Source organism: Nocardia sp. BMG51109 (assembly GCF_000526215.1).
GTDB lineage: Bacteria > Actinomycetota > Actinomycetes > Mycobacteriales > Mycobacteriaceae > Nocardia.
Genome location: NZ_JAFQ01000004.1, coordinates 3,239,842 through 3,255,854 on the forward strand (window position 1 = coordinate 3,239,842; position 16,013 = coordinate 3,255,854).

Genomic DNA, 16,013 nt, shown 5'->3' on the forward strand with positions numbered 1-16,013 from the left:
GTGCTGGGCCGGTGTGAATCCGGGGCACTGAGCCCGGGCGAACCCGGACACTCGCCAGGCGAACCCGGGACGCTGGGCCAGAGGAACCGGTCTATCGCCGGGCACTGGACCGCTGCCGCGCCCGTGCCCGGGCCGGTGGGCTCGGGCACGGGCGATTGCGCGGCGGCGCAGTGGGTTTCGTGTCGCGGAGTCAGCCGTTGCTGGCGACCGACAGGGTGCGGTCGCGCCTGCGGCCGGCCGGCACCGCCGGAATCCGGGGCAGTTCCGCGGATTCGAGGGCGGCGTAGTAGACGGCTTCGTAGCCGGCGCCGAGGTGTTCGTCGGAGAAGCGTTCCACCACTCGGCGGCGGCACGCGGCCGGGTCGATGCGATCGATCTCGGCGATCGCGGCGGGCAGCTCGGCCGGGTCGTCGCAGATGATGCCGGTGACGCCCGACTCGACCACCTCGTCCACCGCGCCACCGCGCAGGGCCACGACGGGTGTGCCGCAGGCCATCGCCTCGATCATGACGATTCCGAATGGCTCTTCCCAGCGGATCGGGAACAGCAGACATTTTGCTTGAGAAAGCAGCAGCCTCTTGGCAATTGAATCGGCTTCGCCGAATACCACGTCGCTATCCGTCAACAGCGGACGCACCGAACGTTCGAAATACTCCTTTTCGGGAGCCTCGTTCATTTTCGCCGCCAGCACCAGTGGGATATGTGCGGCATGCGCCGCTTCCAGTGCCAGGTCCGGACCCTTGTACGGCGCATACCGACCCAGGAACAACGCGAAGTCCTGCTTCTCGGCCTGGTAGGGGAATTCGCTCGGCCGGATCGTGTTGTACACGCGCCCAAGCCAATTCAGCTCGGTCGCCAGGCTGCGTTGCCGATCGCTGATGGCGACCAGGTGCGACGTATCGTCCAGCGCTCGATAGTATTCCTGCGGATCGCCGTCGACGGGACCGTGCACGGTCACCACGGTCGGAATGCCGAGCACCTTGTACATCGGCGCGTTCAGCGGTCCCGCGAAGGTGTGATCGTGCACGACGTCTATTCGGTCGTTCTGCGCGATCTCGGTGATGATGCGACGAACCTTGAGCGCATTCAGTACTTCGGGGAACGGATCGCCGAGCCGGTCGGCGAGGGTCTCCTCCCACACCGGCACGAAATCGGCCCTGGTCCCCGTGCGCCCCGCGCCGAGCAGCGTGACCCGATGTCCGCGGTCGACCAGCGCGTCGGCGAGCTGGGCGACCACCGCCTCGACGCCGCCGTATCCGGCCGGTGGCACCTCGAAGTAGGGCGGGGCCACCATCACGATGTGCAGCGGCGATCCGGATCCGCGGAGCCGGTCGAGGATGGAATCGGTGCCGGACGGGGTACTACTCATAGTGCTGCCTCCTCGAAGGTGTGGAGTGTTGACCGGGTCGTTCGCTGCATCGACCGCCCCGTCCAAAAAAGCCGTGGCGGCCAGGTATTGGTGGCATCCGGGACCGTGGCCGGCGTGCACCGTTCGCACGAATCGAGCTTTGTCCGGCGTCAATCCCACGGGTTCGCAGCCGCAATCGCGATACTGTGCCAGCCACAGATCGGTCTCACCGGCACGCGCCGGCTGCGTTGATTCCTTCACGGTCTGTGCTGCAGGCTTCGAGCCTTTCCAGCATTCACCGCACTGCCCTCCAGTCGTCGTGAACAAATGTATGTGGACAAGCTGGAACCATCGGCCGTAGTGCTACGGTCGAAATTCTACTCTGTAGCCATTCATTAAAAAAGTTCAGTCCGGCTCGGACGTCGAAGTGACGGCGCTAGATCAGCGCTGCGCCGATTGTGCACGATGTGCGAATTGCCCGTTCCGCTCGGAATTCTTCGACAATACTCGTGCTGTTTGAATCGCCGTCGACAGGCGCAGGTATCATGCGTTGCGTATCCTCGCCGGGTCGTGCCCCAAGGTAAGCAATTTCGAACATGCCGCGCTCCTCGTGGTTGCGCTCCGCCAGTTCTGGCGGGCGATGCTCGCGCACGTTATGGCAATTACCCAGTAAATAGTCAATCAAACCGTAATGCAGGTTTTTATTCACGCTCATTCCAGACTGGTCGCCGGACCAGCTTGGTGGCCGTCACCCGCTCGGCGGGCTCGGGCCCGGCGCTTGCCCTCGTGCATCGCCTGCACGCGGGCCACCGGGATGGTGTGCCCCTCCTCGACCAGGTCGGCGGGAAGTGGCTGCGGCGCGGGCATCTCGTGCTCCCACGGATCGCGATCGCCGAGTTCCCGTGCCGCCGTGCGGATCGTGAAATCGCCGGGGGTCACGTCGTGCAGCGCGGACCAGGACAGCGGGAACGACACCGGCGTCCCGGGTCGCACGCGCGGGCTGTACGCCGCGACCACGGTCGCGCCGCCGGCGCGGGTCGAATCGAGGAACACCTTGCCGCCGCGGTCCTCCCGGATGAATGCGGTGGTGGCGAGGTCCGAATCGAGTCGTTCGGCCCGGGCGGCCACGGCGCGGGTGGCCGCGGCGGCATCCTCGATCGCGATGCCGGGCTCGATCGGCACGAATATGTGCAGGCCCTTGGCGCCGCTGGTCTTCACCGCCCCCGCGAGGCCGTCGGCGCGCAGGGCGGTGCGCACGAGTTCCGCGGCGCGCACGGCCTGCCGGAAGTGCTGCCCGGGTGGCGGATCCAGGTCGAGGACGAGATGGGTCGGCCCGGTGGCGTGCTCGGCGAGCAGCAGGGTGGGGTGGTACTCGATCGCGCGCTGATTGCCGAACCACAGCAGCGTGCGGACGTCGTCGCAGAGGGCATAGGTGACCTCGCGCCGCGAACTCTCCGCCCACACCGTCACCCGGGCCACCCACTCGGGCGTGTACTTGGGCAGGTTCTTCTGCATGAACGGCTCCTGCCCGGGCCGGATGCGCACCACCGACAGCGGCCGGGCGCGCAACCCGCGCACCAGCCGCTCGCCGACCACCTCGAGATAGTCGATCAGATCGCGCTTGGTGGCGTTCGCGCCGTCGAACAGCGGTTTGTCCAGATTCGTCAGCGCCACGCCGAGCCGGGTCTCCTCGCCGGTCACGCTCCAACAATGCCCGGGGGAGGGGCACCGGTCAACCGTGATCAGGCGCTGCTATCCGCGCCTGATGGGGTTGTGCAAGCTGTTTCCCTCGGCCCTCGGCCCAGCAGGCGGTGCTGTCTGCGCCCGGTGGGGGCCTGCGTGATTATGCACGCTGCCTCCTTCGGCCCTCGACCCAGCAGGCGGTGCTGTCAGGCGTAGCGGGATTCGCAGGTCTGCTGGTTGCCCAGCACACCGGCGCGGAACGCGTCGACGCGGGCGAAACCGCTGCGCACGGTGTTGCCCTCGACGTCGCTGGCCGCGAGGCCGTCGGCCAGCAGGCCCGATACGGCCTTGTCCAGGTCACCCGGCGACAGCACGAGATCGTCCGGGGCGAACCGGGGATCCTGCCCGCCCAGCTTCGCGGTGATCACGCCGGACAGGCAGGCCGCGCGCAGACCGGTCTTGGCCCCGGTCAGGGCCTGATCGGCGTTGTGCTGCACGGCCAGCGTGTAGCGGGACACGAACACGATGTAGGCGTCGAAGTCGCCGCTCACCCGGGTCGGGAATCCGTCGCGCTCGTCGGTGCCGGGTGAACCGCGTTCGGCGAGGGCGGCCACGTCGGTGCCGATCGTGTTGGTGGTGGGGCAATAGGTGACCGGTGCGGTGTTGGCGCCGTCGCGGCAGTTCAGCTCGGCGCCGTGGTAGTCGTAGTCCGGCTGGCGGGCGGTCGGCATGATCCAGGCCAGTTCCTTGCTGAGCCGGATCAGGGAGTCCTTGGACAGATCGAGATTCGCCGGGCCACCGGTGCTCTCGCCGAACGTCTGCGGCAGATTCTTGCGGCGCTGGTTGATGTCCTTCATATCGATCGCCTTGCAGCCCTTGGGGCCGTCGGTGAAGCCGATCTGCACGGCCGTCACCCGCTCGAATGCCGAGCCGTGCACGGCCTCCGGATCGTCCGGATTGGCGTCGCGGATCGCCACCGTCGCGGCCAGCACGCTGTTCAGCCCGTCGGAGGTGTTGACGGTGAAGTGCGGGGCGTTGCCCTCGGCGACATGGCGCATGAACGCGCCGGCGAAGCAGTCGGCCTGCTGTTCCTTGACGATCACCGGATCCTTGGGCCCCACCAGGCGCGACATTGTCTGGATGGCGTGGCCGTATTCGTGCGCCAGCACCATCACCACCGCCATCTTGCCGAAGCTCTCCTGCATCATCGGCAGCAGCACCTCGCGGTCCCAGCCGATCGAGTTGTCCAGCCGACAGAATGCGGCATTGACCAGGTGGTAGGTGGACTCGTCGCAGAACTGGCGCTCCTGCGACTTGGGCGCCTTCGCGCTCCACGAGTAGAGCTTGCCCACCGGGGTGAAGCGGCCGTCGAACTCGCGGGGATATTCGGCCTGCCAATAGCCTTGGATGTCCTCGATGGCGTTGAGGGCGAGCTTGTCGATCTCGCCGTTGTCGCCGCCGACGGCGGACATCGGGGTGTCGGGGACGCCCGGGCGGGGGCCGTTCGGGCCGCTGGTGGTCGGCAGTCCGGCCACCTTGAACGGGTCGTCGTAGATCGACACCGCCCGGCCGCTGGTCGTCATGGTGCAGCCGGCGAGGGATGCGGCCGCCAGCGCGAGCACGGCCAGCACGGTGAATACCCGGCGTTTCGCCACACCCACTCCCTCCCCGGGCCGGTCACGTCTGCGTCTCGGTCGCCGGTACAGAGTAATCGAGGGCAGCCGGGAGCCTCACCGACGTTCGGATCATCGAATAGTATCCGGCACATGTCATCACCGGGGGCGCAAAAGATTACCGTGCGCCATGAGGGAACCGATCGCGTCTTCGATGCCGATCAGCACGTCACCATGGGCCGCGCGCCGGAGGTGACGCTGTTCGTCGACAGCCCGCTGGTTTCCCGTGTGCACGCGACACTCGCTTGGCAGGGTAATACGTGGATACTCAGCGACAACGGAAGTACCAACGGTGTGTTCGTGGATGCGCAGCGGCTGACGCGGCCGGTGTCCATCGAGCACCCGACGCTGGTTCGGCTGGGGGATGCCGTCAGCGGGCCGCTGCTGCATCTGGTACCCGATGCCGCGCGCCCGGCGCGCCCGGTGCCGCCCCCGCAGGGTGCGGCACAACCGCCGCGCAGCGCGGCATCGCCCGCGCAGAGCCCGGCGCCGCCGCGCGGGCAGACGCCGCCGGAGGGGCATCGCCGGCCGCCACCCTCGGCGCAGCGCCCCCAGACTCCGGCGGCGAACCCCCAGGCATCGCCGCAGCGCTCGCAGCCGCCGCAACGGCCACAGTCCCCGCCGCAGCGTCCACCCGCGCCGCCGCAGGGGCGTGAGCGGCCGCCCCAGTCTCCGCCGCAGCGTCCGCCGCGGCCGAATCCGCCGTCGCAGCAACCGGTTCCGCCGGAAGTGAACCAGAACATGACGGCCAAGGCCGGCACCTCGGCGCTGCCGCCGGTGCGCGCCCGCACCTCCACCTCGCCGGTCGCCCGCGCCGACCGGATCCCGGCCGGCGGCCTGACCATCGGCCGCACCAGCGACAACCAGATCGTCGTCAACGATCCGCTGGCCTCGCGCCGGCATGCCCGCTTGCTGAAGGACCGCGAGGGCCTGGCCGTCGAGGACCTCGGCTCGGCCAACGGCACCTTCGTCAACGGCCGTCGCGAGCAGCGGGTGGTGTTGCGCGAGCGCGACATCGTGACGATCGGCAACGTGGACTTCGTCGTGCAGGAAGGCACGCTGAAGCACCGCAAGCGGCCGGTCGCCGAACAGGGCCTGCACGTGCACGGCGTCGGATTCGCCGTCGAGGGCAACAAGCAGCTGCTGGTCGATGTGAACATGCAGGCCGGGCGCGGCACCCTGACCGCGCTGATCGGCCCCTCCGGCGCGGGCAAGTCCACCCTGTCGAAACTCGTTGCGGGGACGACTCATCCGTCCGCGGGCGTGGTCACCTTCGAGGGCCGCAACCTGCACGCCGAATACGAGGCCATGCGCAGCCGAATCGGCATGGTGCCGCAGGACGACGTGCTGCACCGCCAGCTCACCGTCCGGCAGGCGCTCGGTTTCGCCGCCGAACTGCGACTGCCGCCCGACTCCAGCAAGGCCGATCGCCAGCAGGTGATCGACGGCGTGCTGAAGGAGCTCTCGCTCACCGAACACGCCGAGACCCGCGTCGACCGGTTGTCCGGCGGTCAGCGCAAGCGCGCCTCGGTCGCCCTGGAACTGCTGACCGGCCCGGCGCTGCTGCTGCTCGACGAGCCCACCTCGGGCCTGGATCCGGCGCTGGACCGCCAGGTCATGACCATGCTGCGGGAACTGGCCGACGCCGGCCGCACCGTCATCGTCGTCACCCACTCGGTGGCCTGCCTGGACATGTGCGATCAGGTGCTGCTGCTGGCGCCCGGCGGCAAGACGGCGTTCTGCGGGCATCCCGCCACCGTCGGCGACTACCTCGGCACCAGCGACTGGGCGGATATCTTCGCCCGGGTCGCGTCCGATCCGGACGGTGCCTTCGCCAACTACCGATCCCGCCAGGCGGCCGTGGCGCCGCCGCCACCGCCGGTCGCACCGCGGGGTGTGACGGGACAACCGCCGAAATCCAGTGGCTGGAAACAGTTCTCGACGCTGTCCAGACGGCAGGTGCGGCTGATCCTCGCCGACCGCGGATATCTGGCGTTCCTGGTGGTGCTGCCGTTCGTGCTGGGCGTGCTGTCGCTGGTGGTGCCCGGCGAGAACGGGTTCGCGCCCGGGGCGCTGGTGCCGATGCCGGACGGCTCGTTCGTCCGGGACGGCGGCGGGGAGACCCAGCAGCTGCTGGTGGTGCTCATCCTCGGCGCCTGCTTCATGGGCTCCACCCTGACCGTGCGCGATCTGGTCGGTGAGCGCGCCATCTTCTACCGCGAGCGCGCGGTCGGCCTGCTGCCGTCGGCGTATCTGCTGGCGAAGGTCGCCATCTTCGGCATCGCGGCGCTGTTGCAGGCCGCGGTGCTGGTGGGGATCGTGCTGGCGGGCAAGAATCCGCCGGGCAAGGGAGCGCTGATTCCGTCGGGCAGCGTGGAGCTGTACATCGATCTGGCGTTCACCGCGGTGGCGTGCGTCGTCATCGGCCTGCTGCTGTCCACGGTCGCGAAATCCAACGAGCAGGTGATGCCGCTGCTGGTCGTGATGATCATGTGCCAGCTGGTGATGGCGGGCGGCATGATCCCGGTGACCGATCGCATCGTCCTAGAACAGATGTCGTACGTCTTCCCGTCGCGCTGGGGCTTCGGCGCCGGCGCCTCGACGGTCGACCTGCGCGAGCTGTTCGCCGGTGCGCAGCCCGACGCGCTGTGGCAGCACAAGTCCGGCTGGTGGCTGCTGGACGTCGTCATGCTCCTGGTGATCACGGCCGTCCTGTCGGTGCTGACCTGGTGGCGGCTGCGGTTGAAGAAGACGGCCGCATGAGACCGGTCCGCAGGTCGGCGCGGGGTTTGAGACCTGCCCCGCGCGTGTCGTCGACGCAGCAGGCACACTGATGCATGTGACGGCTCGAGTTGGGGCAGTACATCTCGGCTGGGATGTGGTGTCCGTGGCCGCAGGCGGCGGTGGCACGCCGATCCGCCCGGTCCAAGTGGAGGGAACATATACGCCGCCGGCGTACCTGCTGGCGGATACGTCCGGCCGCCTGCACACGGCCGGTGCCGAGCGCCAGCGTCCCGACCTGGGAATCGCCATCTCCGATGTGCGTGACGTGCTGGGCCATCGGCAGATCCGGATCGCCGGTGCGACATGGCCCGTGGATCTGGTGTTCCGGGCCCGCATGTACAACCCGCTGGCCGCGATCGGTAAGCATCTGCGCGGCAAGCCGGAGGTCGTCGCGCTGCCGTTCCCGGACGACTGGCCGGACGAGAAGATCGATGAGTACAGCCGCCTCGTCGAGCTGCTGGACGTGACGACCGAACCGCTGCCGGAATCGGTCGCGCTGTCCGGTTACGTGCGCGCCCTCGGCCTGGTCCGCCCGCCGGAACCGGGCCGGCCCGGTTCCGGCGCCACCGGCGTGTACTCCGACGGCCGGATGTGCCTGGTGGTCGCGGTGCACGGCGACGACGAGCAGCCGACCGAGTCGGTCGGCGTGCCGATCGCCGCCGACGCCATGCGCGACGCCCACTCCGCCGACAACGTGGTGATCGAGGTGATGGCCGCGGCCCGCTCGATCGGCGCCGACACCTCCTCGGTGCTGCTGACCGGCAATGTGTGCTTCAACGACGCGCTGCGCCTGGCGTTCCAGAATCACCTCGGACACCGACTACGCGTCGCCGACCATCCGATGCACGCGCTGGCGCTCGGCGCGGCGCATCTGCTGGTCACCGACAGCGAGGCCGATGAGGACGAATATCCGGAAACATCTCGCCCGGCACCGAATCCCGAGGCGTGGCAGGGCAATCCGGGCTCGGCCGGCCCGCCCCCGAACCCCGCACCCGACGCCGGCCGTCCCCCCGGCCCGTCCTCCGGTGCGCGCGGGGAGGAGCCGGGGCGTCCGGTGCCGGGCACTGGGACGAATCCCGGTACCGGCCGGTCGGCGCCGAGCGGCGGCACCGGAGCGGACCGGGGGAACGCCGGGCCGGGCACGGCCCGCCCGGAGGCGTCGGGCCTCACCGGACCCCGCGAGGGCCCCGGCGCAAACGCTCGCCTGACGTCCTCGCCCGCACCGGCGGTGTCGCCCGAGGAAGGCGGGCGGCACAGCCTGCGGACCCCGGAGGCCACGGCGACGCAGTCGGGGTCGGCCGACGCGGTGCGCCATGCCGGCGGCCGCCCGGCGGAGCAGGGCACGCGGCACGCCGGCTCGTCCCCGCCTCCGTATCACCGGCCCGAGGCCATGACCAGGCAACCGGAGCCGTCCCCGCAGCGCCCGGACGAGCCGCCGCGGGAGGGCCGGCACGCGGTCCGCGATCCGGACGAGGAACCCACCGCGCGGATCACCCGCGAACAGGCGCAGGCCATGACGTCGGGAGGCGCGGAGTCCGGCAGCCGGTTCACCCGCCCGCCGTCGACCCCCGACGATCAGCAGACGACCGTCCTGGGCCGGGAGCAGAGCGGCTCGGCCGAGCCGCGCGGAGCGCATGCGGCTCCCGACCACGACGAAGACGACGGCGCGCACGGCGGCAAGCTGTGGCACCGGATGAAGGACAACCTGTTCGGCGCGCCGACGATCGTGGGCGCCCTGGCGCTGGCGGCGGTGGCCCTGTATCCGGAGGATGCGGCCGCTCACGCCGCGCGGCCGGCGGACGACGTCGTCTCCACCGTCGGGGCGCGGGGAGAGGTCGCGCTCGATACCGGCGTGTCCTTCGACAGCGGCGTGTCCTTCGATAGCGCCGTTGCGCGCGACATCGTCCGGGGGCTCGGCACCGCCCCCGTCGTCGAGCCGGCCGCCGGCATCTCGTCGGCGGGTCCGGTCTGTGCGTTCACCCCGCGGGCGCACGCCGCCGACCTGGATGCCACCGCCGACCGGTCCGCCTGCCCGCACCTGCGCATCGACAACCTCCGCTACACGCTCCCGGCACCCTTCGGCGCCATCGACCCGGGCCCGCCGACGCACGTCTGACGGCGGCCCGGTGCCGATTCGTCGCCGCAGGTGGCGGCTCGTCGGCGGGCTTCCCCGATTTCTTCCGCGCATCGGTCTGCTGGTATCGTTGCCCGCTGGCATGCGGTACGTCGCGGGGTAACCCGTGCCGTCCTACGAGTCCCGGGTCTCCACCGGCCGCCGGGATCGCTCGACCGTTCGCCTGGCCGGCAGCACCGACGACAGACAGGGAAGCACTGTGCCTACGTACAGCCCCAAGGCCGGTGACGTGACCCGCAAGTGGTACGTCATCGACGCCACTGACGTAGTGCTCGGCCGCCTTGCCGTGCAGGCAGCGAATCTGCTGCGCGGCAAGAACAAGCCGACCTACGCCCCGAACGTCGATGGTGGCGATTTCGTCATCATCATCAACGCCGACAAGGTTGCCATCGCGGGCAACAAGGCCGACCGCAAGTTCATCCACACCCACTCGGGGCACCCGGGCGGCCTGAAGACCCGGTCTGTCCGGCAGGAGCTCGAGACCCGCCCCGACCGTCTCGTGGAGCGTGCCGTCAAGGGCATGATCCCGAAGAACAAGCTGGGTAACCAGGTCATCCGCAAGCTGAAGGTCTACAGCGGGCCGGACCATCCGCACGCCGCCCAGTTGCCCGTTCCGTTCGAGATCAAGCAGGTGGCCCAGTGACCGCTCCCGAGGAATTCAACGAAGAGTACGTCGAGGAAGCCGCCGAGATCGTCGAGGACGGCGCCGGCTACGACGAGGCCCTGGAGCCCGCCGTCGCCCCGTCCCTGATCGACCGCCCGGTGCAGACCGTCGGCCGTCGCAAGCAGGCCGTGGTGCGGGTGCGCCTGGTGCCGGGCTCCGGCAACTTCGTGCTGAACGGCCGCACCATCGAGGACTACTTCCCGAACAAGGTGCATCAGCAGCTGGTGAAGTCCCCGCTGGTCACCGTCGAGCGCACCGAGAACTTCGACGTGCACGCCCGCCTGGTCGGCGGCGGCCCGTCGGGTCAGGCCGGCGCGCTGCGGCTGGCGATCGCCCGCGCGCTGATCGAGGTCACCCCGGACGACCGTCCCGCCCTGAAGCGGGCCGGCTTCCTGACCCGTGACCCGCGTGCCACCGAGCGCAAGAAGTACGGCCTCAAGAAGGCCCGCAAGGCTCCGCAGTACTCGAAGCGCTGAGCCGGATCGTGCGAGAGCAGGCGCCCCGTCCGGGCGCCTGCTCTCGTGCTGTTTCCGCTGCACCGCGCGGAACGGCCACGCGGACAGGCGCGCTGCGTGACGATGGAGTTCCGCGATCAGACAGAGGGGCGAGGGAATGGGACGTTTGTTCGGCACCGACGGAGTCCGGGGACTTGCCAACGATTCGCTGAGTCCGGAACTGGCGCTACGCGTTTCGGCCGCGGCGGCGCAGGTTCTCGGCCGCGGCGAGCAGCGCGCGGTGGCGGTCGTCGGCCGCGATCCCCGGGCGAGCGGGGAGATGCTGGAGGCCGCGGTGACCGCCGGGCTCACCGCGGCCGGGGTCGACGTGCTCTCGGTCGGGGTGCTGCCGACGCCGGCCGTCGCCTACCTGACCGCCGCGTACCACGCCTGCCTGGGCGTGATGATCTCCGCCTCGCACAATCCGATGCCCGACAACGGGATCAAGATCTTCGCCGCCGGCGGGCGCAAGCTCGACGACACCGTGGAGGACCGCATCGAGGAACTGGTGCGGGAGAAGTCGTTCGCCCGCCCGACCGGCGCCGGGATCGGCCGGGTGCTGAGCCAGTCCGGGGTGGACGGCCGGGTCGACGAGAACTACAGCCTGCACGGCACCCACGAGCGCTACGTCGAGCATCTGGTGGCGGCGACCGATTGCGACCTGTCCGGTCTGACCGTCGTGGTGGACTGCGCCCACGGCGCGGCCTCCGACGTGGGGCCCGCGGCCTACCGTGCGGCCGGTGCGCGGGTCGTCGCGATCAATGCCGAACCGAACGGCCTGAACATCAACGACCGGTGCGGCTCCACGCATCTGGACCGGATCCAGCACGCCGTCCGCGAGCACGGCGCCGATCTGGGACTGGCGCACGACGGCGATGCCGACCGCTGCCTGGCCGTGGACGCGGCGGGCGCCGTGGTCGACGGCGACGCGATCATGGCCGTCCTCGCCCTGGCCATGCACGAGACCGGCGAACTGGCGCACGACACCCTGGTCGCGACCGTGATGAGCAACCTGGGTCTGCACATCGCGCTGCGCGAGGCGGGAATCGCGGTGCGCACCACCGCCGTCGGCGACCGGTACGTGCTGGAGGAGCTGCGCCGGGGCGGGTACACCCTCGGCGGCGAGCAGTCCGGGCACGTGGTGTTCCCGGCGTTCGGCACCACCGGCGACGGGGTGCTGACGGGCCTGAGGCTGATGGCCCGGATGGTCCGGACCGGCAGCACCCTGCGCGATCTGGCGAGCGTGCTGCGGACCGTGCCGCAGGTGCTGATCAACGTGCCGGTCTCGGACCGCTCCGCCGTCGCCGCGGCCCCCGAGATCCGGGACGCGGTCACCGAGGCCGAACGGATCCTCGGCGAGTCCGGCCGGGTCCTGCTGCGCCCCAGCGGGACCGAGCAGCTGATCCGCGTCATGGTCGAGGCGACCGATCCGGACCGCGCCCGCCAGCTCGCCGACGATCTCGCCAAGCGGGTCGCGGCCGTCTGAGCCCGGCCGAAAACCGGTGCGGCTCCGGTACGTACGTACCAGGGTCGATCCCGGCCGCCGCGCGGAAACGGTCTCGCTCACCGATCGGTAGCACGTGCGTGAGCTGCGACGAGGCGGTAACCTCGACGGACGCCCGGAGCCCATCCGTGGGATCGGGGCGCATGGTTCGGGACCGCGAAGTATGGTGGAGTCCGAATTATGATGCGACAGCGAGAGCTTGGGTTTCCGTGAGGGGGAACAGTGAACACGCTGAAGCTCGATCCGGTGGCGATGGCCGCCTACACCACTATCGCGGATACGGTGTCGCAACAGCTGGCGTCGGCTGCGGCCGTCGCCGAGGGTGCGGTGAACCCGGAGAAGCTGACGGCTGATCTGGGGATGCTCGGCGCCGATTTCGCGGCGCGGTTCACCGCGGCGGTGTCCGAGCATGCACAGGCCCTGTCCACCGCGGGCCGGTTGGTCTCCACCTACGGCGAGGTGCTGCGCGGGCTGGATGCGTCCGTCCAGCACAGCGAGTCCGGAGCGGTGGCGGATATGACCAGGACCGGGGAGGCGCTGGCATGAGGCGCGTCGGAACCCGGCCGACCGAGTCGGCCGCCCCCGCAACGATATCCGCACCCGGCGGCGACCCGCCGATCGTGGCGCGGCTGGTGGAGCCGATGCTGGCGCTGCGCGCCTCCCTCGGCACCGGTGCCGGCGTGCCGGACGAGGCGATCTCCGCCGCCCTGGCCAACGCCTCGGAACAGGCCGCGTCCACGGAATTCCCGCACCGCGACGGGCTGCATGCCATCGAGTCGACGTGGTCCGGCGCCGCCTCCGATGCGGGGGTTCCGGCCATGCGCACCACGCAGACCGAGATCGGCGACATCTCCGACCGGGGCCCGGCCTACCTGTCGGTGCTGGCCGACGCGCAGTCCACCAGTGCGCGCGCCGCCGGCCGGGTCGACCGGATCATCGAGGATTTCCGCGGTGATGCGCGAATCATTCTGGACAACGCCAATTCGGCCCCCGACACCGATGCCGTGATCGCGCGCGCCACCCGGGCGCTGCGGGATGCCATCGGCACGGTCACGGCGGCGCGCACCGAAATGGACGACCACACCCGGCGATTGGACGAGATGGGGCCGCTGACGGTCACCTCGCCGAAGGAGGTCGCGGCCGAGGACGACGATTCCGGCGGCAGCACGCGCTGGTCCCCGCCCGAGCAGTCCTGGTCTCCGCCCGGGTACGGCGGCACCGGGCAATACGGCACCGGGCAGTACGGGACGGCGCCCAGCGGGCTGATGCCCGGTCAGTCGGGCCAGATGGCCCCGGGGCAGTACGGGATGCCGGGCCAGGTCCCCGGGCAGCCGATGGATCCGGCCCTGGCCGCCCAGATGCAGTTGCAGCAGGCGTTGATCGCGGCGGGCGTGCAGGTCGGTACCACGGCCATCAGCGCCGGCGTCGATATCGGCACGCATCTGATCGACAAGATCGCCGAGGTCGGCACGCACGCCATGGATACGGTGGCGGCGTCGGCGGACAAGGCGATCACCGAGGCCATCAATCCGGGCGCGAACAACGGCACCTCCGAGGGCGGCGGCGGATCCAACAAGCTGTTCGATTTCGGCGGTGGCACCGGGCAATCCGGTCAGTCGGGGGCGACACCGTCGGTGCCGTCCGGCACCGGGCCGGGTGCGTCGGTCATTCCACCGTCGCCGGGCGCGCCCGGCGCACCGGAGCGGGCCGAGGTCAAGCCGGTCCCCGAGCCGTCGACGCCCTCGCCCGCCATTCCGCCGAGCGTCGCCGCGCCGAACGATTCGTCGGCCGCCCCGGCGCCCGCGGAGCCCGACCATCGCGTTCCGCCGGGTGCGGCGGGCGGCCTCGCGCTGCCGCCGCCCTCGGGCAACGATGACGACCACAAGCCGCGCGGTGACGGGCAGCTGGGGGTGACGGTGCCGGCCATGATCGGCGACGAGACTGTTCCGGCCGCCGTCATCGGCGACTTCGGCGATGACACGATCTAACCCTGGCGACCCGACCCCGGAGGACGGCAATCCGTTCGATCTGGGGCTGCCGATGGTGCGGATGCCGGCCCGCAAATCCAAGCGGCGGCGGCCCGGCCGTCGCGGTGCGCGGCGCCGTCGGCCGCCACCGCCGGTGGAAGATCCCGATTCGCTACCGGAGGCCGACGGTCCGTCGTACCAATCGGGTGACTGGGAGCAGTGGCTGGATCCGCTGCCGCCGCCACGCGAAGGGTCGGTCGCGGTCCGGCGGCCCGATCCGGAAGACCGGCTGGCCGACGACGACACCGGCGACGACGACCCGGTGTCGATTCCGGCGGTCATCGATCGGTCCGGCGGCAATCCCGGCCCGCGGATGCGGCATCCGCGGCGGCGGCGCGTGGAGGGTCGCGTCGCCGACAAGGTGGTCGCCGCGCTGATCATGGCGGGCCTGGCGATCGTGGTGGTCTCGATCGTGCTGACCGTCATCCACACCACCCGCGACCGGACCCCGTCCACGGCGGCCGCGACGACGGCGGTGCAGGGCGTTCCGGCCCGCACGGCCGCGCCGCCGAGCACGACCGGCGAACCGACGACCAGCCAACCGGCGACCTTCGCCGCCGACGGCTGCGAGCAGCGCCGCACCGCCGACGTCGTCTCCGGTACCGATCCCGGCGGCACCGGCAACGGCCCCGACGCCATCCTCGCCTTCGAGCGCGCCTACTACGTGCAGCGCTCCGGTTTCGCGGCGCGCGCGGTGGTCGTCGACGACGCGAATGTGCCACCGGCCGAACAGATTCAGCGCGGTATCAACCAGGTGCCGGTGGGGACCCGCTACTGCGTGCAGATCACCCGTGCGGGGGAGCAGGGCCAGTGGGAGGTCCGGCTCACCCAGCAGGAGCCCGAGAAGGAACCGAGTTCCTTCACCCAGATCGTCACCACCCAGACCGTTGCCAACCGCACGCTGATCGCCGCCATCAACGCCGGATGACCGTGTTCACCTGGAGCCACAACGCCTTCTATCACCCGTACCTGCTCCGCCGCCTGCCGCGGCGCTGCCGCCGCGTACTGGACGTCGGCTGCGGCACGGGTGCGTTCGCCGCGGAACTCGCCCGGCGGGCCGAGTACGTCGATGCGCTCGACCGCTCCCCGGAGATGATCGACAAGGCGCTGCGGTCCGTGCCCGGCAATGTCACCTGCATTCTCGGCGACGTACGAGACTGGCCGCTGCCGGACGACGGGTACGACGCGATCGTGTCGGTCACCGCGCTGCATCACGTTCCGCTGGACGAGGTGCTTCCCGTGCTGGCTCGCGCGCTGCGGCCGGGCGGCGTGCTGGCGGCGGTCGCGCTGCCGCGACACGACCTGCGAGAGTTGCCGATCGAGCTGCTGGCGATCATCGGCCAACGGGTCCTGGCCGGAGTGTTCTTCGTGCTGCGCACCCTGGGCCGGGGCCGGTGGTGTGCGAAGGGCGATGACTCGGCGATGCCGGTGGTCCTCGACCCGCCGTTGACCACGCGGCAGGTCCGGCGTACCGCGGAGCCGCTGCTTCCCGGAGTCCGGGTGCGGCGGTTGGTGTTCTGGCGCTATTCCCTGGTGTGGCACAAGCCGCCGGAAGGAGCGCACTCGAAACCCGAGGTCTACGAGGCGGGTGAGGGGCGGCACCGGTAGATCGGCCTCGATTATCGGCCGACCGAATCGGTATCCGGGGCACTTCGGAACCGGCTACCGATAAACGAAACCCGTTGGCCGTGTGGTGGAACTG

At 70.4% G+C, this 16,013-nt stretch carries 13 protein-coding genes; 9 read left to right on the top strand and 4 right to left on the bottom strand.

Translation table 11 applies throughout. The annotated features are described in order from the left end of the window. Positions 1 to 190 precede the first annotated feature (190 nt). From D892_RS0116100 to D892_RS0116115, 4 genes are all read right to left on the bottom strand, one after another. Positions 191 to 1,369, bottom strand: a complete 1,179-nt coding sequence (locus D892_RS0116100) for a glycosyltransferase family 4 protein (RefSeq protein ID WP_024802228.1) — start codon at positions 1,367 to 1,369, stop codon at positions 191 to 193. Positions 1,370 to 1,784: 415 nt separating this feature from the next. After that, a complete protein-coding gene (locus D892_RS46675; RefSeq protein ID WP_198036906.1) occupies positions 1,785 to 2,057 on the bottom strand; it encodes a hypothetical protein in 273 nt (90 codons plus the stop codon). A 2-nt stretch (positions 2,058 to 2,059) separates the two neighbouring features. Further along, positions 2,060 to 3,049, bottom strand: coding sequence for a DNA polymerase domain-containing protein (locus D892_RS0116110; RefSeq protein ID WP_024802229.1), 990 nt, complete (start codon positions 3,047 to 3,049; stop codon positions 2,060 to 2,062). A 188-nt stretch (positions 3,050 to 3,237) separates the two neighbouring features. Next, complete coding sequence (locus D892_RS0116115; protein ID WP_024802230.1) at positions 3,238 to 4,686, bottom strand: metallopeptidase; 1,449 nt, start codon at positions 4,684 to 4,686, stop codon at positions 3,238 to 3,240. A 111-nt stretch (positions 4,687 to 4,797) separates the two neighbouring features. Here D892_RS0116115 and D892_RS0116120 point away from each other — a divergent pair, with 111 nt between their 5' ends. The 9 genes from D892_RS0116120 (at position 4,798) to D892_RS0116160 (ending at position 15,919) form a co-directional block, all read left to right on the top strand. Then, positions 4,798 to 7,467, top strand: coding sequence for an FHA domain-containing protein (locus D892_RS0116120; RefSeq protein ID WP_024802231.1), 2,670 nt, complete (start codon positions 4,798 to 4,800; stop codon positions 7,465 to 7,467). A gap of 76 nt (positions 7,468 to 7,543) precedes the next feature. Next, on the top strand, positions 7,544 to 9,604 hold the full coding sequence (locus tag D892_RS48560; RefSeq protein WP_232236096.1) for a hypothetical protein: 2,061 nt from the start codon (positions 7,544 to 7,546) through the stop codon (positions 9,602 to 9,604). A 217-nt stretch (positions 9,605 to 9,821) separates the two neighbouring features. Next, on the top strand, positions 9,822 to 10,265 hold the full coding sequence (gene rplM / locus D892_RS0116130) for a 50S ribosomal protein L13 (protein WP_024802233.1): 444 nt from the start codon (positions 9,822 to 9,824) through the stop codon (positions 10,263 to 10,265). Next, positions 10,262 to 10,762, top strand: coding sequence for a 30S ribosomal protein S9 (rpsI, locus tag D892_RS0116135; RefSeq protein ID WP_024802234.1), 501 nt, complete (start codon positions 10,262 to 10,264; stop codon positions 10,760 to 10,762). The genes rplM and rpsI overlap by 4 nt, the downstream gene beginning before the upstream one ends. 136 nt (positions 10,763 to 10,898) lie before the next feature. Next, positions 10,899 to 12,266, top strand: coding sequence for a phosphoglucosamine mutase (gene glmM / locus D892_RS0116140; RefSeq protein ID WP_024802235.1), 1,368 nt, complete (start codon positions 10,899 to 10,901; stop codon positions 12,264 to 12,266). Positions 12,267 to 12,506: 240 nt separating this feature from the next. Then, positions 12,507 to 12,830, top strand: coding sequence for a hypothetical protein (locus D892_RS0116145; protein ID WP_024802236.1), 324 nt, complete (start codon positions 12,507 to 12,509; stop codon positions 12,828 to 12,830). After that, positions 12,827 to 14,272, top strand: coding sequence for a hypothetical protein (locus D892_RS0116150; protein ID WP_024802237.1), 1,446 nt, complete (start codon positions 12,827 to 12,829; stop codon positions 14,270 to 14,272). Before D892_RS0116145 ends, D892_RS0116150 begins: the two co-directional genes overlap by 4 nt. Next, on the top strand, positions 14,259 to 15,239 hold the full coding sequence (locus tag D892_RS43705; protein ID WP_156959528.1) for a hypothetical protein: 981 nt from the start codon (positions 14,259 to 14,261) through the stop codon (positions 15,237 to 15,239). Before D892_RS0116150 ends, D892_RS43705 begins: the two co-directional genes overlap by 14 nt. Continuing rightward, entirely contained in the window at positions 15,236 to 15,919 is a 684-nt protein-coding gene (locus D892_RS0116160; protein WP_051499076.1) for a class I SAM-dependent methyltransferase, read from the top strand. Before D892_RS43705 ends, D892_RS0116160 begins: the two co-directional genes overlap by 4 nt. Positions 15,920 to 16,013: the final 94 nt, after the last annotated feature.